Genomic DNA, 19,231 nt, shown 5'->3' on the forward strand with positions numbered 1-19,231 from the left:
CAGCTTGTGAAATTATATAAAGCGGATGCCATTGTGCTGCGGTCAAGAGACTGTGGTGAAGGAAATAAAATCTTAGTCCTCTATTCCCGTGAATACGGCAAGCTCAGGGTCATAGCACATGGCGTGGCCAAGCCTTCCAGCCGGAAACGGGGGGCCGTTCAGCTTTTCAGCCGCACCAATTTTTTGATCCATCGCGGGCGGGAACTTGACTCGGTGAGCCAGTGTGAGGTGATGGAGATGTTTCCTGCGCTCAGACGGGACCTTGGGAGCATCAGCCGGGCCAGCTACATGGCTGAACTGGTTGATGTCTTTACCGCCGAAGGAGAACCTAATGGGCCTCTTTTTTTGCTTCTTTTGGCCACTCTTCGCTTGCTGGCGGTGAAAGATCCGGAATTATTAATACGGGCCTTTGAAATCAAAGCCGCGGGACTTTTAGGTTACAGCCCGGTTTTAGATGCCTGCGCCAGTTGCGGCGCCGAGTTGTTGCAGGGTCCGCTTTCCTTCAGTCCGTCCATGGGAGGGGTACTGTGCGGCGACTGCAGTACGGCCGACCTGGATGCGGCGCCGTGCAACCGGGGGCAGGTGGAGGTATTGAAAATCTTGGCCGACTGGGATCCCGCCAGACTGCACCAGCTCAAAGTGGACGAGCCCACCAGGAAACAACTCCAGAACATGCTCCGGAAATACATCCGGTACCACCTGGAGGGGGAATTAAAATCAGCTGCTTTTTTATCCCGTTATGTATAAAAATCATCTTATGGGGAGTAAATAGAAAAAATGGAGAGAGGGGATAAAAATGAACAGTGATCTTGAAAAGATTGACATACTGAGGGCCCGGCTGGGAGTTGGGTACAAGGAGGCCAGGGAAGCGCTTGAGGAGGCGGGGGGCGATGTGGTCCAGGCGCTGGTTGATCTCGAGGAAAAGGGACGCAATATAGGTGAGCGCTTTCAGGCACGCGGGCAGGAAATGGTAGGGCAGTTTAAGAGCCTGCTCCACAAGGGGCAAAACTATAGGATAAAATTAAAAAAAGGTGACGAAACCGTATTTGAAGTCCCTGCTTCCGTGGGGGCGCTGGGGCTTATCGGGGCTCTGGCCAGCAGTGAGATAGCTATTCTGGGTGCGCTTGGCACGGTGACGGCGATGGCCCATAAGTACACCCTGGAGTTTGAGCGCCGGCACATTGAGCCTGTTGGTGAGCCCTGTACAGCAGAAAAGGAAGGATTATAACCGAAAAGTACCGTCTGGAAGCCTCTGATATGACAAGTAAATATTGACACAGGCATTGACTTTACTCACCGAATCTGTTAAATTGGTAAAAAAATATCAGGCAATGAGGAAAAATAGTAGCCGGATTATTGTTTTGTTAGAGAGCCCGTATTGGTGGAAACGGGTAAAACAGCTCCGGTGAAGGGGTTTCCAAGCCGCAAGAGGAAAGCTGCAACCGGTCTTTTGCAGGGTAGTTGCCCACGCCGCTATCGTGGCGCCATGTATTATGAAAATACCAGCCGATGTAGGTGCGATTTTAATCGCACAACGGCGCGTCAGCGCCGAACTTGTTGAGGTTAATGTTGCATTGTGCGAATGAATTCGCACCTACATTGGGCCAACACTGCAGAAGCCATATGTATTTTCAGGGTAGTACAATAGAACCGGTGAAAGTAAGTAAAGCTTGCTTCCAAAAGAGGGCTGTTTTTTTCAGACGTCTGACGTCCGACGTCTGACGACCGAAACACAGCCAAGCAGGGTGGAACCGCGGGAACGAACTCCCGTCCCTGGTAGTGATACCTGGGACCGGGAGTTTTTTATTTATTCCAAAATATACAATAATATCTTTTCATAGAGGGAGGTAATTATGAACTTTCAGGAACTTATTCTCAAGCTGGATGATTTCTGGTCACGGCAGAAATGCCTCATTCAGCAGCCCTACGATGTTGAAAAAGGAGCCGGTACGATGAATCCGGCAACGTTTTTGATGGCGCTCGGTCCCGAACCGTGGCGGGTGGCCTATGTTGAACCCTCGCGGCGGCCTACCGACGGCCGTTATGGGGAGAACCCCAACCGCTTGCAGCATTATTATCAATATCAGGTAATTTTAAAGCCGTCCCCCGATGATGTGCTGGAGGTTTACCTGGACAGCCTCAGGGCTATCGGGATCGATCCGGATCAACATGACATCCGTTTTGTTGAAGACAACTGGGAATCCCCCACCCTGGGCGCCTGGGGCCTGGGCTGGGAAGTCTGGCTGGATGGTATGGAAGTGACCCAGTTCACCTACTTCCAGCAGTGCGGCGGTATTGACTGCCGCCCTGTTTGCGCTGAAATCACCTATGGCCTGGAGCGTCTGGCCATGTTCATCCAGGGCGTGGACAGTGTCTACGACATTACCTGGGTTGATCATATAACTTATGGTGATGTGCATCACCAGGGAGAAGTTGAGCACTCTCACTATAACTTCGAATTGGCGGATACTGATATGCTGTTTAAGCTATTTGAAATGTATGAGCAGGAGGCCTTACGGGTGATTGAAAAAGGTTTTGTCCTGCCGGCTTACGATTACGTGCTCAAGTGCTCCCATACCTTCAACTTATTAGACGCCCGGGGGGCTATCAGCGTAACCGAGCGGACCGGCTTCATCGCCAGAGTTAGAAACATGGCGCGAGTATGTGCCCAGGCCTACGTTGAGCAGCGTGAGGCGATGGGTTACCCGCTCCTGAAGAGGAAGGAGGCGTAGGTGATGACAATTAACGCGCAGGATTACCTGCTTGAGATAGGTGTGGAAGAAATGCCGGCCAGGTTTCTGGAGTCGGCTTTGGCGGAGCTCAAGGACAATGCCGCCGCCCTTTTTCAGGAGCAGCGTCTCTCATATAAACGGCTGGCGGCTTACGGCACTCCCCGCCGCATCACGCTGTATGTGGAAGGCCTGGCTATCCACCAGCAGTCATTGGAGATGGAAGTAAAGGGACCTGCGGTAAAAGTGGCCTACAAATCTGACGGTTCGCCGACCAGAGCGGCCGAAGGTTTTGCCCGGAGCCAGGGAGTCGCGGTAGGTGACCTGCTCAAAAAACCGGTCGGCCATGTCGAATATGTCTTTGCTGTAAAACGGGAGCCGGGCCGTCCGGCCCTGGACGTTTTACCCCAGGCAGGGGTGAGTTTGATCAGCGGGCTTCACTTTCCCAAGCCGATGCGTTGGGGGGACCTGGACGTCCGCTTTGCCAGGCCGATCCGCTGGATTGTATCGCTTTTCGGCCCCGATATAGTGGAATTTGAATTTGCCGGGCTGAAAGCCGGGCGGACCACCCGCGGTCATCGCTTTTTAACCCGGGAAGCTGTAACACTAGTGTCGCCGCAGGAATATTTCGAGAAAATGAGGAGTAATTATGTTTTGGTTGACCCTGCTGAACGAAAACAGGCGATCTGGCAGCAGGTCCAGGAACAGGCTCGCGCCGCAGGTGGCAGGGTGGAAGAAGACGAGGAACTATTGAGCGAGGTCAACAACCTGGTGGAGTACCCGACTGCGTTAGTGGGCGAATTCAGCCGGGAATACCTCGGGTTGCCCAGGGAAGTACTGGTAACACCCATGCGGGAGCACCAGCGCTATTTTCCGGTACTCGGACCTGACGGCGCATTATTGCCAAAGTTTATTGCGGTCAGGAACGGTAAGTCGGAACACCTTGATATAGTCCGGGCGGGTAATGAAAAAGTGCTGCGGGCCCGCCTCGCCGACGCCAATTTCTTCTACCAGGAGGACCTGAAAACAGCGCTGGCCGATAAAGTACCGGCTTTAAAAAAGGTGGTATTCCAGGAGACACTGGGGACCATTTACGATAAGGTGGTAAGGTTTGGGGAACTGGCCGGCGCCTTAGCCGTGGCAATGGGAGCTGAGGAAAAAGAGCTGAAGGATACCCTCAGGGCCGCCTACCTGGCCAAGGCCGATCTGGTGACCAATATGGTCTTCGAATTTACCGAACTCCAGGGGATTATGGGCAGGGAGTATGCGGAGCGCTCCGGTGAGGAGCAATCGGTGGCTACGGCTATCTATGAGCATTATCTGCCGCGTTTTGCCGGTGATCAACTGCCTGCCACGCTGCCTGGGAAAATATTGAGTATAGCGGATAAGATCGACAATATTGTCGGCTGCTTTGCTATCGGCATTCAGCCAAGCGGCTCCCAGGATCCTTATGCTTTAAGACGTCAAGCCCTGGGAATAAGCCATATTTTGCTTGAGGGTGATTTTGCCCTTTCCCTGGAAAAATTGGTTGAAACGGCCTACCGGGGCTATGAAGGGAAGGTCCGGCTCAAGCTAGGCTTAACCGATGTCAAGGAAGAAGTGGCGGAGTTCTTTAAACAGCGCCTCAGAGGTATTTTTAGCGATAAAGGCTATTCCTATGATACCATAGAAGCAGTGCTTGCCGCAGGTTTCGACAATTTTAGCGACACACTGTTAAGACTCCAGGCTTTGCACAGCTTCCGGCAGAATCAGGCTTTCGGCAACCTCCTGACAGCTTTTATCAGGGCCAATAACCTCAGTAAAAACGCTGGCACGCGCGCCATAGACCCCTCCCTGCTGGAGGACGCCAGTGAGAAGGGGCTTTATGAAAGCCTGTTGGATATTAAGCAAAAGGTCTATGATGCTCAGATGAAACAGGATTATCAAGCCGTACTGGCTGCCATTGCCACTATGCAGGAACCCCTGGAAAGTTTCTTCAACTCGGTGATGGTAATGGTGGAGGATGAAAAGGTACGGGCTAACCGCCTGGCTCTCTTGGCCGGCTTGGCTGCTCTGGTGAAGCAGGTGGCGGATCTGGGTAAAATTGTAATTGAGGGACAGGGAGCCTAATATAAATTTTTTCCTGATTAAAGGAGGGAATTTATACTCTATATAATATATATTATATAGAGGCTTTTTATAAATAGTATGTCATATATGCTCTAAGGGGCGATGGATTTGGAGTTAACCAGGCGGCAGGAGACAATCTTAGAAATAGTAAAAAGATCAGGACCAATCACAGGCGATCAAATCGCCGAAAGGCTTTCCCTGACCAGAGCCACCTTGCGACCAGACCTGGCTATCCTGACTATGTCCGGCTTGTTGGAAGCACGTCCCAGAGTGGGTTATTACTACAGCGGCAGGTCGCCCAACCGGGTTGTGGCGGAAAAACTATGCAGTGTAAAGGTCGGGACGATCATATCGATCCCCGCCGTTGTTACGGAAAATTGCTCTGTTTACGACGCTGTGGTAGCTATGTTTATTAAAGACGTGGGTACACTGTTTGTGGTCAAGGAGGTGGGTTTGCTGGAGGGGGTTCTCTCTCGCAAGGACTTGCTCAAGACCACCTTGGGAGGACATGATATTCACCAGCTCCCGGTGGGGGTCATTATGACCCGTATGCCGAATGTAATATACACCACCAGTGACGAGACGGTCTGGTCGGCCGCCAAGAAATTGATTACGCACCAGGTGGATGCTTTACCGGTGGTACGCAGCGCGACCCAGGCCGATGGCGGCGAGGGACTGGAAGTAATAGGCCGTTTAAGCAAGACCAATATTACCCGGCTTTTTGTTGAACTGGGAGAGGGACAATAAGGGGGTGTTTATCATTTCCAATGATCTTAAACCGATTATATTTATCGTATCCGACTCAATCGGTGAAACCGGAGAACTGGTGGCGCGGGCCGCAGCCAGCCAGTTTAACCACGGTGGTGTAGAGATACGAAGGCTTTCTTATGTCAATGACCCAAACGAGATACCAGAACTCTTAGAGGAGATCAAACACTTCAAATGCATTATCGCCTACACCCTGGTTATACCGGAACTAAAAGACAGGCTGGTGCGGGAGGCCAGGAACCTGGGCATTCCTACGGTGGATCTCCTGACCCCGATGATGGACGCCGTGGCCAGCCTGGTCCACAATTCGCCCAAACTTGAGCCGGGCCTGGTACGCAGGACGGATGACGAATATTTCCATAAGGTCGAAGCCATTGAATTTGCAGTAAAGTATGATGACGGCAAGGACCCGCGGGGCATCGGACGGGCCGACCTGGTGGTAGTCGGCATTTCCCGCACCTCGAAAACACCGCTTTGCATGTATTTGGCCCATATGCGGCTTAAAGCCGCCAATGTGCCGCTGGTACCTGAGGTGTCCCCTCCGGAAGAACTCCAGAACCTGCCGCCGCACAGGCTGATCGGTCTCACCATCAAGCCTCAGCAACTGTATGAAATACGCCGTGAACGCCTTAACAGCCTGGGACTCACATCCAACGCCGACTATGCCAGCATGGAACGTATCCTGAAGGAGCTGGATTATGCTGAAGGTTTTATGAAGAAAATAGGCTGTTCGGTTATTGATGTTACCAACAGGGCGGTAGAAGAAACTGCCAGCCGTGTTTTGGAAATATACTATAGGGGTGAAAGGCTTGTCAGGTAAGAAATACGTCTATCTATTCAAAGAAGGCAGCGCAGGCATGAAAAATCTACTGGGCGGTAAGGGAGCCAATCTGGCCGAAATGACCAATATTGGTCTCCCGGTGCCGCCCGGCCTGATCATTACCACCGAGGCCTGCAGGGACTTTTCAGCTCAAGGGCAGGCGTTTCCCAAAGGCATGGAAGAGCAGGTCTGTGAAGGTATTACAGTTTTGGAGGAAATGTTGGGAAGAAAGTTTGGCGACGAACAAGACCCGCTACTGGTGTCAGTCAGGTCGGGCGCTCCCATATCCATGCCCGGCATGATGGATACTGTGCTTAACCTGGGTCTTAATGACCTCACAGTGGAGGCCCTTGCCGCAGGCACCGGCAACGAACGGTTTGCCCTGGACTGTTACCGCCGCTTTATCAACATGTTTGGCGAGGTGGTGATGGGAGTAGACCACCACAAGTTTGAAAGACTCCTTGAGAACCACAAGGAAAAGGCCGGGGTTTATTTTGACAACCAGCTTCCCGCCAAGGAATGGCGCAAGGTCGTTGCAGATTACAAGAGCTTGATTTTGAAGGAAACCGGTAAGACATTCCCGCAGTCGCCCATGGAGCAGCTTTTCATGGCTGTTCACGCTGTTTTTAATTCCTGGAATAATGACCGTGCTATAGTATACCGGAAGATCAACAAGATACCCGACGACCTGGGCACTGCCGTCAATGTCCAGGCCATGGTATTCGGCAATATCGGGAATGATAGCGGCACCGGTGTGGCCTTTACCAGAAACCCCTCTACCGGCGAGAAAAAACTTTACGGCGAGTATCTGATCAACGCTCAGGGCGAGGATGTGGTAGCCGGTATACGTACCCCACAGCCTATTGATGCCCTGGAACAGGATATGCCGCAGGTGTACAAGCAATTTGCCGGTATTTGCAGCCTGTTGGAACAACATTACCGCAACATGCAGGATATTGAGTTCACCATTGAGCGGGGCAAGTTGTGGATGCTGCAGACCCGCAACGGGAAAAGGACGGCCCAGGCTGCCATCAAGATTGCCGTGGATATGGTGGATGAAGGCCTGATCACCAGGGACGAGGCAATTTTGAGGGTCGAGCCCGGCCAGCTTGACCAGCTTCTGCACCGCCGGATTGACCCGGGCGCAAAGCTGGATATTATCGCTAAGGGACTGCCCGCTTCTCCCGGCGCCGCCTCAGGCTCGGTTGTTTTCGACGCCGACCTGGCTGAAAAAATGGGTCAGGAAGGCAAGAAGGTCATCCTGGTGAGCACGGAAACCACCCCGGACGATATCCACGGGATAGTTGCAGCCCAGGGTATACTCACTTCCAGGGGCGGTATGACCAGTCACGCCGCTGTTGTGGCCAGGGGGATGGGCAAGCCGTGTGTCTGCGGCTGCGAGGCGCTGCGGATTGACTATCATAAACATCTGTTTGAAGTCGCCGGGCTGGTAATCAAGCAGGGCGATATTATCTCGGTTGATGGAGCCACCGGCAACGTTATCCTGGGTACCGTGCCGATGCTGGATCCCGTCCTTTCCCCTGAGTTCCGGCGGCTCCTGGAGTGGGCCGACCAGGTACGTACCCTCGGAGTGAGGGCCAACGCCGATACACCGGAGGACGCGCTTAAATCCAGGGAGTTCGGAGCCGCGGGTATTGGGTTGACCCGGACCGAGCACATGTTCATGGCGCAGGATCGCCTGCCTATAGTACAGGAGATGATCCTGGCAACCAGCGTAGCAGAACGGAACATTGCTCTTGATAAACTGCTGCCCATGCAGCAGGGTGACTTTTACGGCATATTGAAGGCCATGGATGGGTTTCCGGTAACAATTCGCCTGCTCGATCCGCCGCTGCATGAGTTTCTTCCTAATATGGAAGATTTGATGGTGGAAATAACCACTTTACGCCTGAGTAACGGCGACAGGGAAGAGCTGCGCAGTAAAGAGGACCTTTTGCGCAAGGTCCGGGCATTGCACGAAGCAAACCCGATGCTGGGTCACCGGGGTTGTCGCCTGGGTGTAACCTTCCCTGAGGTGTATGCTATGCAGGCACGGGCAATTTTTAACGCGACTGCCCAGCTAGTTAAAGAAGGTTACCAACCTGTTCCAGAGGTTGAAATACCGCTCGTGATCGATAAAAATGAACTTTCTTCCTTACGTGAAATGGTTACCGGAGTGGCCGGGGAAGTAATGAAAGCTGCGGGAGTAGAATTTCACTATACTGTCGGTACCATGATTGAAATGCCCAGGGCTGCACTCTTGGCCGATGAAATAGCGTCTTATGCCGACTTTTTCTCCTTCGGCACCAACGATCTCACCCAAACGACCCTTGGCTTTTCCCGGGACGACGCTGAAGGGAAGTTTATGCAGGCCTATCTCGACCAAAAAATACTTACAGACAACCCCTTTATGGTGTTGGACCGCAAGGGAGTCGGTAAATTGATGAAGATAGCCGTAGAACTTGGCCGCAAAACCAGCCCCGGTCTGTTAATCGGTATTTGCGGGGAGCATGGCGGGGATCCCAGTTCCATTGAATTTTGTCATTCCATCGGTCTAAACTTTGTGAGCTGCTCACCTTTCCGTGTACCAATCGCCAGACTGGCGGCAGCCCAGGCAGCCGTTATCAATAAAGACTAATTGAATTAAAGCCCTGAAATAGTGCTGAAGAAACCCCCAAGGCTTTATATACCAAGGCTTTACGGTTTTCTCTGTCTCAACGTTGGGCAAAAAGGAAGCAGGAGAACCGTCCCTCTGCTTCCCAAGAGGTGATACTATTGCGGCAGATGAGGCTGTTTATCGCCGTCAACTTTCCTGAGGAAATTAAAAGGACCTTGGGCGCCTTCATCAGGAGCCTTAGTCAAATAACTTCCGACCTGAAGTGGGTGAGGGAGGAAAATCTGCATCTGACGGTACAGTTCCTGGGTAATGTTCCCGAAGAACAGGTTCCCGCCGTGAGCATGGCCCTGCAGAAGTCAGTGACGGGGATTGCTCCATTTAGACTGGTCCTGAAGGGCGCCGGCGCTTTTCCTTCAGTGGAGCGGCCGCGTGTATTATGGGTAGGGATAGGCGGTGAAACCGCCCCCCTCCTAATACTGCAACGCCAGGTGCAAAGGGAAATGGGATTTATGGGCTTTGAGCCGGAAAAAAGAAAATTCTCCCCTCACCTAACATTAGCCCGCGCCCGGTCTCCATACGGTTTTATCGATGTTATGGAAAAGGCGCGGGAGGATACGGGTAAAGCTTTCGGGACTGCCAGGATTGATTCGATTGAACTCATGTTAAGTGACCTGCAGGCTAAAGGTCCAAGCTATTTTGTCCTGTCCAGAGCGCCCTTATCATAGTTGTCTCTGTGGCAGCTCCTGGTCTAAACAAAGAAGAAAAGGCATAAATTTTTAATGACCAATCCCGGCGGATCGATATGCCGGGATTGCTTTCCCCCTGAAACGTTTCAATGATTCAGGCAGGATAAACAACTTTCTTAGTAGAATTATTGTTGCACATTTCAATAGTGATACTACCTTATCGGATAGTTCCACATGCCGCCGGCGCTGCGCCGGCAGAAAATGAAATCTTAGCGATGCGGGTAGGTGCGAGCAGTTTAAGGGGTTACTGCTAATCATCATTTGTACTGCATTTCTAAAGGGTCGTGTACGAATAGACCGTACCTACATTTCTTGATGTGATCTGAACTCTTATTTTTAAGATAGGTGATGGAGCATGGATATTCGCCTGCGCGCCGAGGAATTGGAACGCCGCATCATGTCGCCCTACGCCTGCCTCAGCAGCGCGAGCAAGGGCAGAGAGCGGCCGGAAGATGAATGCAATGTCCGCACCTGCTTTCAGCGTGACCGGGACAGGATACTTCATTCCAAGAGCTTCCGCAGGCTTAAATATAAAACCCAGGTCTTCACCATCCCGGAAGGGGACCATTACCGGACCCGGCTAACACATACGCTGGAGGTAGCTCAAATTGCCCGTACCGTTGCCCGCGCCTTAAGGCTTAACGAGGACCTTACCGAAGCGATCGCTCTGGGACACGACCTCGGTCACACTCCATTTGGTCATGCGGGCGAAGATGCTCTTAACGAGGTCATGGAGGGCGGCTTTAAGCATAACCAGCAGAGCCTGAGGGTGGTGGATGTGCTTGAGGGGGGGGGAGGGCTGAACCTGACCTATGAAGTCAGAGACGGTATCCTAAACCACACCGGGGACACCCGGCCTGCCACCCTGGAGGGGCAGATCGTAAAAATCGCAGATAGAGTCGCCTACATCAACCATGATATTGATGACGCCATACGCGGCGGTATCCTGACCATGGGAAATATTCCTGAGGAATGCCTGGCGGTTCTGGGGCGGGAACACCGCAACAGGATTAACACGATGGTGCTGGACCTGGTTCAAACGAATTGGGAGGAACCCAGTGTTATTAGAATGAGTCCGGCAATCCAGTCGGCGACCGACCAACTGCGTGATTTTCTTTTTGCGCATGTCTATATTGGCTCCGATGCGAAACGGGAGGAGGCCAAAGCCAAACATGTTGTCCAAAGGCTGTTTTGTCATTTCTCAGAACATGGTGAGGCTTTGCCTGAAGAATACCTCCTAAGGGTCCGGAATGCAAACACGGAGCGGGTTATCTGTGATTACATTGCAGGTATGACCGACAGGTTTGCTATCCGTTACTATCAAAGGACCTTTTTACCGCTTCCCTGGGTGGAATAAGTTGCAATATAAGGTTATGAATTACATATTATGGCAATACTAATCAAAATATTGTCGTTATTAGGAGGAAAATTTCTTTTCGCAGCGAATATTCTTTAAATACAGAGTTTTTTGCTGAATTTATTTAATATACGCTGTAGCAGGACAATATAATTATTTGTTGAAATCATTTTATATGTTTTGTTAGCAGAAGGTGGTTTGGGTGGGCTTAATTCCTGAGGACATTGTGGAGGCAGTCCGCCAGCGGTCTGATATCGTTGAAGTGGTTTCCCGCTATGTACAACTTAAGAAAAAGGGCAAAAACCATACCGGCTCCTGCCCATTTCATAATGAAAGGACACCTTCATTTACAGTCACGCCGGAAAAGCAGATCTTTTATTGTTTTGGCTGCGGAGCCGGTGGTGACGTTTTTAAATTTTTAATGCTTAAAGAGAACCTCAGCTTCCATGAGGCGGTAACCGTGCTGGCGCAGCAGGTAGGTGTCGCCATACCGGCCGGGGAAAGCCCGGCTCAACAGCAAAAGGAGCGGCGCTTAAGTCTATTCCGCGAGGCCAACAAACTGGCCCGTGATTACTTTCGCCAAACCTTAAAGACTCATGGCGCCGCAGCCAACGCCAGGAAATACCTGGCAAGGCGGGAGGTTACTCCGGAGCTGCAGGAAGAATTTCAACTGGGATTTGCTCTTTCTGAATGGAATTCCCTGCTCGGTTTTCTGGAGAGGAAGGGGTTAACACCTGAACAGGCAGTCGAGGCCGGGCTGGCGGTTAAAACTGAAGCAGGAAGGTATTATGACCGGTTTCGCAACCGGCTCATCTTTCCCATCTGGGATGCCACCGGGCAGGTAGCTGGTTTCGGAGGACGTGTTCTTGACGATTCCCTGCCGAAGTACCTGAACACCCCTGAAACCCTGTTTTTTAGCAAGGGCCGCCTGCTCTATGGGTTACACCTGGCGAGGACTGCAATCAGGGAAAAGGGCTGCGTGGTGGTGATGGAGGGCTACATGGATGTGGTTACCGCCCACCAGCACGGGATTAAAAACGCGGTTGCTTCCCTGGGTACAGCCTTGACCCACGAGCATGGCAGGCTGCTGACTCACTACAGCAGGGATGTGGTGATTGCCTATGACGCGGATGCAGCTGGGGAAGCCGCTACCGCACGCAGTCTGGATCTGCTGGAAGAGTTGGGCTGCCAGGTAAGGGTTTTAAGGCTCCCGGACGGGAAGGATCCGGATGAGTTCTTGAAGAAACATAGCATCCAGACATGGGAAACGCTTGTTAACGGGGCGCCGCTGCTGTTTCAATACAAACTTGAGCAGGCAGCGGGAGCAAGACCACTCAAGACGCCCGCTGATAAGCTTGAAGTACTTCGGCAAGTGTTTCCAAGTCTGGCCGGCTTCAGCAGCGAAATAGAAAGGGAAGAGGGACTAAAGCAGGCAGCCCGCACTCTAAATTTGAGTTGGGAAACGGTTTATGGAGAATTTAAGAGACTTAAGCTAATTCCGGGTAAAAAATGGACAAATCCGGATAATCTTGCTAAAAACATGCATACTATCGTTAGTAAAGTGGATACTAGCGACGCTCGAAGTAAAGCTGAAGCAGTCCTGTTGAGGTTGGCATTGGAGGACCCCTCCCTGGCCCGGACCGTCCATGAAAAAATGGGCGGTGAGCATTTTCAGGACCCGCGCTACCGAAAAATATTTAAATATTGCCTGGAAATTGCCGGAAAACCGCAATACCAGCCGGCAGAAATAGCACAATACCTTGATGATGATGAGCAGGCCCTGTTGGGCATGTTGCTGACCCAGGAAATACCCGGGGATGACCCGGTTGAAATATTACACAGCCACATTAAGTCGGTCGTTCGTTGCCGGAGGCAGGAGCGAAGAGAAAAAATACTGAAAGAAATAGGTGAGGCTGAAAAGTTGGGGAGCCATTACCATTTGCTGCGTGAGCTGATGATTTTACAGGGCATAGATGAGGCTGAGAAGGTTGGAGACCAGGCCCGCTCCAGGAAACTGCAGGAAGATTACCAGAAACTGATTGTAAGTAATACCGGGAAGTGCCCTAAAGAGGGGAGTGATGGCATGTGAGAGACGAACTCAAAACTGAAAGCGTTATGGAACTCATTGAAAAAGGAAAGAAACGCGGCGTCCTGACCTATAATGAGATTATGGACAGTCTCCAGGGTACCGACCTAACTCCTGAACAAATTGATGATATTTATGAAAAACTGGCAGGTTTGGGTATAGAAGTTGTACCGGAAGTACCGGAAATAGAACCTATTGACGGTTCTGCAATAGAAGCCCCGGTCGAAGAGGTGGAAGTAGACCTTACCGTCCCTGAAGGCGTGGGCATAGATGATCCCGTACGTATGTATCTCAAAGAAATCGGCCGTGTCCCTCTGCTCACCCCGGAAGAAGAAGTGGATTTGGCAAAACGCATGGAGCTGGGTGATGACGGGGCCAAAAGAAGACTGGCTGAGGCCAACTTGCGGCTGGTAGTCAGTATCGCCAAGCGTTATGTGGGGCGCGGGATGCTTTTTCTGGATCTGATTCAGGAGGGCAACCTGGGTTTGATCAAGGCTGTTGAAAAGTTTGATTACCGCAAGGGCTACAAATTCAGCACCTATGCGACCTGGTGGATTCGCCAGGCCATAACCAGGGCCATTGCCGACCAGGCCAGGACTATCAGGATTCCAGTGCACATGGTTGAGACTATTAATAAACTGGTCCGGGTGCAGCGGCAGTTGCTGCAAGAATTGGGCCGGGAACCAAGCCCGGAGGAAATAGCCAAGGAGATGAACATCTCCGAGGAGAAGGTCAGGGAAATACAGAAGATAGCACAGGAACCGGTATCTTTAGAAACACCGATTGGGGAAGAGGAAGACTCCCACCTGGGTGACTTTATTGAGGACCACGATGCCAGGGCGCCGGCTGAGGAAGCATCTTTCACCCTTCTGCGGGAGCAGTTGGACGAGGTTCTAAAGACCTTAACCGAGCGGGAACAAAGGGTGCTTCGCCTGCGCTTCGGCCTTGACGACGGCAGGGCCAGGACCTTGGAAGAGGTCGGCCAGAAGTTTGGGGTAACACGGGAACGGATCCGGCAGATAGAGGCAAAGACGCTGCGTAAGCTGCGCCACCCCAGCCGCAGCAAAAAATTAAAGGACTACCTGGATTAAATTGTTATACAAAATAAGGAATATATCTGATTTAGGTGCGAATGAATTCGCACCTAAATTTTTGGGGTATCGCTGTAGCGCTGAAAATATGTTTTTCAGGTGATTTGTGGTTGAAAAACATGGTTGGTTCATTAAGAATATTTTCGGAATAAATTATCAGCAATAGATTTGTTGACGGCGAGTACAAATTATCGTATAATAGTCCTTGCCGATGTTCCTCGATAGCTCAACGGTAGAGCAACCGGCTGTTAACCGGTAGGTTGTAGGTTCGAATCCTACTCGGGGAGCCATTCTTGGGCCCATAGCTCAACGGTAGAGCATCCGGCTCATAACCGGCTGGTTCCAGGTTCGAATCCTGGTGGGCCCACCAGTTGAGAGGCAAGAGGTGAGAAGTTAGAAGTGAGACATCTCACCCGCTAATTTTCACATCCGACTTCTCACATCTCACTTCTCACTTCTCAAATGGCCCCTTGGTCAAGCGGTCTAAGACACCGCCCTTTCACGGCGGTAACACGGGTTCGAATCCCGTAGGGGTCACCATAATACGGGCGATTAGCTCAGCTGGGAGAGCGCCTGCCTTACAAGCAGGATGTCGGCGGTTCGAGCCCGTCATCGCCCACCATTGATTAAAGACTTCCGTGAAACGGGAGTCTTTTACTTTTTTGTTATAACGGACGTTTCTCATACCCGGAACCGGGGCCTGGGCCTGGCTATTGCACTGGAAGCGGTCAGGCGGATAGGCGGCACTCTTGCAGTCGAAAGCGAAGCCAACCAGGGCAGCCGGTTTTATATCCGCTGCTGCTTCTGCAGGTGAGCGGGGATTAGTATGGATAACCTTTTACGGCGCCGCTACCTGTGTCCCAGGTGCTGCGCGTCAACCGCGAGGTGGGGGAAACATGCCTAATTTCGACCTTAGGGGGGGTGACCTGAGCAGCCTACTTTTCCTCGTGGGTTGCACCTTACCGGTTTTGGGTTTTGACAGGAGTCTCCTTGAAGAGATCTTTATGTATTAGTTCATAGATACCGATATATCCAGGGATGTTATTCTCCCGACAATAGTTACATTAGATATAAGAAGTTCGGCGCTAACGCGCCGTGTGAGATTAAAATCGCACCCACATCACTGGTGTTTTCATGATACGTGGCGCCGCTGGCGGCATAGGCAACTACTCAGATATACTAAAGGCCTCGCTCACCGGACGAGGCTTTTTTGTGTTATTTTAATAAAATATTAACAATTTTGTGGTTTAATTTATGATAAGTTTTTTAACCTATTAAGGGGGTTCTTATGAAAATAGCTTTTTTCCTTTTACCAAAAAGTGAGGTTGTTTATTTGCCATTAAAATCTACGATGCGGCAAGCCTTAGAAAAAATGGAATATTACCGGTATGCGGCTGTGCCAATAATTAATGATGAAGGAAAATACGTAGGAACAATAACCGAGGGTGATTTGTTGTGGAAGTTAAAAAATACTCATGACCTGAGCTTTAAAGATACAGAAACAATTCTGTTGCGGGATATACCACAGCGTATGAAGAATAATCCTGTACGGATTGATGCTGAAATCGAAGATTTGCTTTCGCTTGCCATCGTTCAAAATTTTGTCCCTGTAGTGGATGACGGTGGATTCTTTATTGGGATAGTGAGGAGAAGGGAAATATTTGAATATCTAGCAGAGTTGTTATTAAAAAAACCATAAAACCGATATATTATTCACCGGCGGGGCGAGCTGCGGGCGACAAAAGTCCTTCAGGAGAGGGCGAGGCACAATCCGAGAATTGAATTTATATGGCATTCCGTAGTAGTGGAGTCTTTACGGGTACCGGTCAGCTTACAGGCCACTTCCGTAAAAAGCTTGAAAATGCAAGTACCGTCGGGTAAGTATGCTGGTCCTTGGCCGATATGACAGTAAAATGAATGGGGATAAGAAACTTGCTGTCATTAACGGTACGGAGCAGTGACAAAGAGAGCTCTTGTCTGACAGCCCGTTTCGGCACAAACGCAATTCCTATACCAGCAATAACCATATGCTTTATCGTTTCCGTATCGCTGACTTCCATCTGGTTTTTAAAAAGGTATTGATTGTCGCTTAAAAACCGTTCAACAAGAGTCCGTACAGCAGAGCCTTTCTCCCTCCATAGGAGAGTTTCTTTGTGAAGGTCTTCCGTAGAAACCTCTTCTTTGCGGTTATAAGGGTGTTTATGGGAAGAAATCATGACAAGATCGTCCTGGAAATAGGGTTCTATGTGCAGGGCTTGGTTTCTCCCAAGTCCGCCTACCAGACCCAGGTCGAGCTTTCTCGCTGTCACCATCTGCTCGACGGTCGCACTGTTGGCCAGGTGCAAAGACAGCTCGATTTTTGGGTACCTCTCCTGAAAAGCCCGCAGTACCGGCGGCAGGATATAGCTGCCAATCGTTGTGCTGGCGCCGATTAAGACCTGGCCGCGCTCCAGGTCTTTAAACTGGGACATGGCCCGCTCTGCCTCATCGGCAAGATCAAAGATGCGGTCAGCGTAGTCAAAAAGGCTCCTCCCCGCGTCTGTTAGCTCCACATGCCGCCCTTTTTGCACAAACAGTTCAAGTCCGAGGCTTTTCTCAAGCGCGGCGACCTGGCGGGAAACAGCAGGCTGGCTTAAGGCCAACTCCTCCCCGGCTCTCGAGTAGTTTAAATGTCGGGCAACGGTGTAAAATATTTTAAGTTGGTAAAGGTTTAATTCAGGCAAGCCCACACCCTCTTTTTATAACAATAGCGCATAGTAACTATGCGCAATATTCATTTGTATCATACCTTCGGCCGTGGTATTCTGTAAATAGACAATTGCCGTTAACTACAAGATGGTATTTGAATCCGGGATTCTCCCGGGGACGATTTAATCACTGCAATAAGGGAAGGGTTGAAAAGGTCATTGGATAAACAATACCCGGAAATTTGTTTAACCTCATATTCTCCGGGAACCGGGTGAGCCTGCAAAATCGGTCCTGCGGACCTTGCGCAGGTTCTGCGCATCCTGCCACCGGTCAAAGATCCGGACGTCCTTGCCGGTCGAGAGGACAACGCGGCTGTTTACAAGCTGAATGAAGAACAGGCGCTCATACAAACCGTCGACTATATAACGCCGGTGGTAGACGACCCATATCATTTTGGGATGATAGCGGCGGCAAACGCCTTAAGCGACATCTATGCAATGGGAGGGAAGCCGGTTATGGCCCTTAACCTTATCGGGTTCCCCAATCAGAGCCTGCCGCTCTCGATCATGGAGGCCATACTAAAAGGGGGGGCGGACAAGGCCGCCGAGGCCGGCGTCACCGTCGCCGGGGGACACTCAATTACCGATAACGCTCCGAAGTACGGTCTTGTAGTGACCGGCTTCATCGATCCGCGCAAGATGATTACGAAACGCGGGGCGAAGCCGGGTGATGCCCTAATCCTAACCAAACCGCTAGGTATCGGTGTGATCACCACCGGGATAGACCGCAAGCTGGTAAACGGAGACATTATAAAACGGGTGACCGACGTCATGGTAACGCTTAATAGAAGGGCTTCCGAAATTATGCGGGAAGTAGGGGTGACTGCCTGTACCGACGTCACAGGGTTTGGACTTTTAGGACACTTGAGGGAAATCCTCCTGTCCAGCGGTGTCGGAGCCCGCGTAGCGGCCTCGCAGGTGCCCGTCTTTCCCGAAGTGGTTGAGTTAATCCAAGCTGGCGCAGTAGCTGGGGGGCTCCACAACAACTACCGCTATCTGCGGGACGTTGTTGACTGGGACCAGGCGTTGTCTAAGGAAATGAGGCTAATACTATGCGATCCCCAGACCTCCGGTGGCCTTCTCATGGCCGTATCCACGAAACACAAAGCGAGACTTCTGGCCGCACTTCAGGAAGATCTGAATGTGCCGGCAGCAATGGAGATCGGCGAGATAGTAGAGGGGCCAGGAGTAGTTAGGGTGGAGTCCTGATTTATGAAGCGAGCAGAGTAAAAAAGAAGGCGAGAGAAATTCACACGGTGTGCTGGATGGAGACCGGATCGCCGAAATCAGGTTTGTCTACCGGAAGCTCGCGAAAAAGTACCACCCTGGCCGCAATGTCAGTGAACAGGGTATGGCCGAACAGTTCAAGTTGGTTGCCGAGGCATCGACATTCTGCCAGGGAAAGGAACAGCGACCGGTACCACGTGGGATGATCGGAATGCCGCTTTGAAGGACGACAAGCCGTTTTGGACGTGGTGGAGAGAACGATTTGTAGACCTTATTTAAAGGCGCCGGACATAAATAGCCCGCCTGTCCGCCAGATTACCGGTAATAATAGGCCGGTCTTTTTTTGTTTGCTCAAAACATTACTCTTATGCATAGCTGCTATGCAAATTATTCATTTGTGTAATATCTACAAATGTGCTAGTCTGAGAGCAAATATTTTAAGAACCTCCATTTTAGATAACTGTAATCTATAAAAAGAAAGGAGAGTTTTTATGAAAGTTGGATTAATTAGGTGTAGTCAAACAGAGGACATGTGTCCAGGAACTATGGATTTCAAGGTAATAAGAGAAAAGAAATGTGCTTTTGAAAGCATTGAAGGAGAAATTATTATAATTGGGACTGTTTCTTGTGGAGGTTGTCCTGGTAAAAAAGCAGTATCAAGGGCTGAAGAAATGGTAATAAGAGGTGCAGACACTATAGTGCTTGCATCCTGTATTACAAAAGGTACTCCTACTGGTTTTCCTTGCCCACATGCAAAGCAGATTAAGGAAGTAATAGAAAAGAAACTCGGTGATAAGGTTAAAATAATTGATTATACACATTAAATTCACACCAAGTACTTAAATTAATTGCCAAAGTAAATGATTAGAACTAAATATCTGTTAATTTCCATGAATATCTTGATAATCAATAAGTAACTCGACATATTGCAAAA

At 50.6% G+C, this 19,231-nt stretch carries 17 protein-coding genes, 4 tRNA genes, 1 pseudogene and 1 other annotated feature; of the genes and pseudogenes, 21 read left to right on the plus strand and 1 reads right to left on the minus strand.

Translation table 11 applies throughout. The features are described from left to right. Positions 1-6: 6 nt before the first annotated feature. From recO to Psfp_RS22240, 18 genes and pseudogenes are all read left to right on the plus strand, one after another. The gene (gene recO / locus Psfp_RS10655; RefSeq protein ID WP_134218526.1) at positions 7-747 is read left to right on the plus strand and encodes a DNA repair protein RecO; all 741 of its coding nucleotides are present in this window, start codon (positions 7-9) and stop codon (positions 745-747) included. A 49-nt stretch (positions 748-796) separates the two neighbouring features. Beyond that, positions 797-1,228, plus strand: coding sequence for a DUF4342 domain-containing protein (locus tag Psfp_RS10660; RefSeq protein ID WP_134218527.1), 432 nt, complete (start codon positions 797-799; stop codon positions 1,226-1,228). 94 nt (positions 1,229-1,322) lie between these two features. Next, positions 1,323-1,778, plus strand: a binding site (T-box leader). A 75-nt stretch (positions 1,779-1,853) separates the two neighbouring features. After that, complete coding sequence (gene glyQ, locus Psfp_RS10665) at positions 1,854-2,732, plus strand: glycine--tRNA ligase subunit alpha (protein ID WP_134218528.1); 879 nt, start codon at positions 1,854-1,856, stop codon at positions 2,730-2,732. Positions 2,733-2,735: 3 nt separating this feature from the next. Continuing rightward, a complete protein-coding gene (gene glyS, locus Psfp_RS10670; protein WP_134218529.1) occupies positions 2,736-4,838 on the plus strand; it encodes a glycine--tRNA ligase subunit beta in 2,103 nt (700 codons plus the stop codon). A 108-nt stretch (positions 4,839-4,946) separates the two neighbouring features. Beyond that, positions 4,947-5,585: a helix-turn-helix transcriptional regulator gene (locus tag Psfp_RS10675; RefSeq protein ID WP_134218530.1), complete on the plus strand. Its 639-nt coding sequence runs from the start codon at positions 4,947-4,949 to the stop codon at positions 5,583-5,585. Next, the gene (locus Psfp_RS10680) at positions 5,560-6,426 is read left to right on the plus strand and encodes a pyruvate, water dikinase regulatory protein (protein ID WP_134218531.1); all 867 of its coding nucleotides are present in this window, start codon (positions 5,560-5,562) and stop codon (positions 6,424-6,426) included. Before Psfp_RS10675 ends, Psfp_RS10680 begins: the two co-directional genes overlap by 26 nt. Beyond that, a complete protein-coding gene (gene ppdK / locus Psfp_RS10685) occupies positions 6,416-9,064 on the plus strand; it encodes a pyruvate, phosphate dikinase (RefSeq protein ID WP_134218532.1) in 2,649 nt (882 codons plus the stop codon). The genes Psfp_RS10680 and ppdK overlap by 11 nt, the downstream gene beginning before the upstream one ends. A 146-nt stretch (positions 9,065-9,210) precedes the next feature. Beyond that, positions 9,211-9,768, plus strand: coding sequence for an RNA 2',3'-cyclic phosphodiesterase (thpR, locus tag Psfp_RS10690; RefSeq protein ID WP_153189518.1), 558 nt, complete (start codon positions 9,211-9,213; stop codon positions 9,766-9,768). A gap of 376 nt (positions 9,769-10,144) precedes the next feature. Then, a complete protein-coding gene (locus Psfp_RS10695) occupies positions 10,145-11,146 on the plus strand; it encodes a deoxyguanosinetriphosphate triphosphohydrolase (RefSeq protein ID WP_134218534.1) in 1,002 nt (333 codons plus the stop codon). A 202-nt stretch (positions 11,147-11,348) separates the two neighbouring features. Continuing rightward, entirely contained in the window at positions 11,349-13,235 is a 1,887-nt protein-coding gene (gene dnaG / locus Psfp_RS10700; RefSeq protein WP_134218535.1) for a DNA primase, read from the plus strand. Then, positions 13,232-14,323, plus strand: coding sequence for an RNA polymerase sigma factor RpoD (rpoD, locus tag Psfp_RS10705; protein ID WP_134218536.1), 1,092 nt, complete (start codon positions 13,232-13,234; stop codon positions 14,321-14,323). The genes dnaG and rpoD overlap by 4 nt, the downstream gene beginning before the upstream one ends. Before the next feature lie 215 nt (positions 14,324-14,538). Next, positions 14,539-14,613 (plus strand) — tRNA-Asn (locus Psfp_RS10710). Positions 14,614-14,618: 5 nt separating this feature from the next. Continuing rightward, a tRNA-Ile gene (locus Psfp_RS10715) sits at positions 14,619-14,693 on the plus strand. A 94-nt stretch (positions 14,694-14,787) separates the two neighbouring features. Next, positions 14,788-14,863: transfer RNA gene (locus Psfp_RS10720), tRNA-Glu, on the plus strand. 6 nt (positions 14,864-14,869) lie between these two features. Further along, positions 14,870-14,945, plus strand: a tRNA-Val gene (locus Psfp_RS10725). Further along, the gene (locus Psfp_RS10730; RefSeq protein WP_192895369.1) at positions 14,946-15,137 is read left to right on the plus strand and encodes an ATP-binding protein; all 192 of its coding nucleotides are present in this window, start codon (positions 14,946-14,948) and stop codon (positions 15,135-15,137) included. Positions 15,138-15,611: 474 nt separating this feature from the next. Then, on the plus strand, positions 15,612-16,022 hold the full coding sequence (locus tag Psfp_RS10735) for a CBS domain-containing protein (protein WP_134218538.1): 411 nt from the start codon (positions 15,612-15,614) through the stop codon (positions 16,020-16,022). A 6-nt stretch (positions 16,023-16,028) separates the two neighbouring features. After that, positions 16,029-16,139 (plus strand): annotated as a pseudogene (locus Psfp_RS22240) (thioredoxin-disulfide reductase); the annotation flags it as partial. A 10-nt stretch (positions 16,140-16,149) separates the two neighbouring features. On the opposite strand, the gene Psfp_RS10745 reads toward Psfp_RS22240, so the two are convergent. Continuing rightward, the gene (locus tag Psfp_RS10745; protein ID WP_192895370.1) at positions 16,150-17,046 is read right to left on the minus strand and encodes a LysR family transcriptional regulator; all 897 of its coding nucleotides are present in this window, start codon (positions 17,044-17,046) and stop codon (positions 16,150-16,152) included. A 183-nt stretch (positions 17,047-17,229) separates the two neighbouring features. Between Psfp_RS10745 and selD the strand changes: the two genes are divergently transcribed. The 3 genes from selD (at position 17,230) to Psfp_RS10760 (ending at position 19,121) form a co-directional block, all read left to right on the plus strand. After that, positions 17,230-18,279 (plus strand): selenide, water dikinase SelD, encoded by a 1,050-nt coding sequence (selD, locus tag Psfp_RS10750; RefSeq protein WP_134218540.1) that lies wholly within the window; start codon positions 17,230-17,232, stop codon positions 18,277-18,279. Between the two features lie 49 nt (positions 18,280-18,328). Next, a complete protein-coding gene (locus tag Psfp_RS10755) occupies positions 18,329-18,520 on the plus strand; it encodes a DnaJ domain-containing protein (protein WP_134218541.1) in 192 nt (63 codons plus the stop codon). A 268-nt stretch (positions 18,521-18,788) separates the two neighbouring features. Then, a complete protein-coding gene (locus tag Psfp_RS10760) occupies positions 18,789-19,121 on the plus strand; it encodes a CGGC domain-containing protein (RefSeq protein ID WP_134218542.1) in 333 nt (110 codons plus the stop codon). Positions 19,122-19,231: the final 110 nt, after the last annotated feature.

The organism is Pelotomaculum sp. FP (assembly GCF_004369245.1).
In the GTDB taxonomy this organism is placed as follows: domain Bacteria; phylum Bacillota; class Desulfotomaculia; order Desulfotomaculales; family Pelotomaculaceae; genus Pelotomaculum_C; species Pelotomaculum_C schinkii.

Coding starts and splice junctions, on each gene's coding strand:
- glyS (WP_134218529.1), top strand. CDS start 2,736: ATGACAATTAACGCGCAGGATTACCTGCTTGAGATAGGTGTGGAAGAA.
- Psfp_RS10660 (WP_134218527.1), top strand. CDS start 797: ATGAACAGTGATCTTGAAAAGATTGACATACTGAGGGCCCGGCTGGGA.
- thpR (WP_153189518.1), top strand. CDS start 9,211: ATGAGGCTGTTTATCGCCGTCAACTTTCCTGAGGAAATTAAAAGGACC.
- Psfp_RS10735 (WP_134218538.1), top strand. CDS start 15,612: ATGAAAATAGCTTTTTTCCTTTTACCAAAAAGTGAGGTTGTTTATTTG.
- glyQ (WP_134218528.1), top strand. CDS start 1,854: ATGAACTTTCAGGAACTTATTCTCAAGCTGGATGATTTCTGGTCACGG.
- Psfp_RS10760 (WP_134218542.1), top strand. CDS start 18,789: ATGAAAGTTGGATTAATTAGGTGTAGTCAAACAGAGGACATGTGTCCA.
- Psfp_RS10695 (WP_134218534.1), top strand. CDS start 10,145: ATGGATATTCGCCTGCGCGCCGAGGAATTGGAACGCCGCATCATGTCG.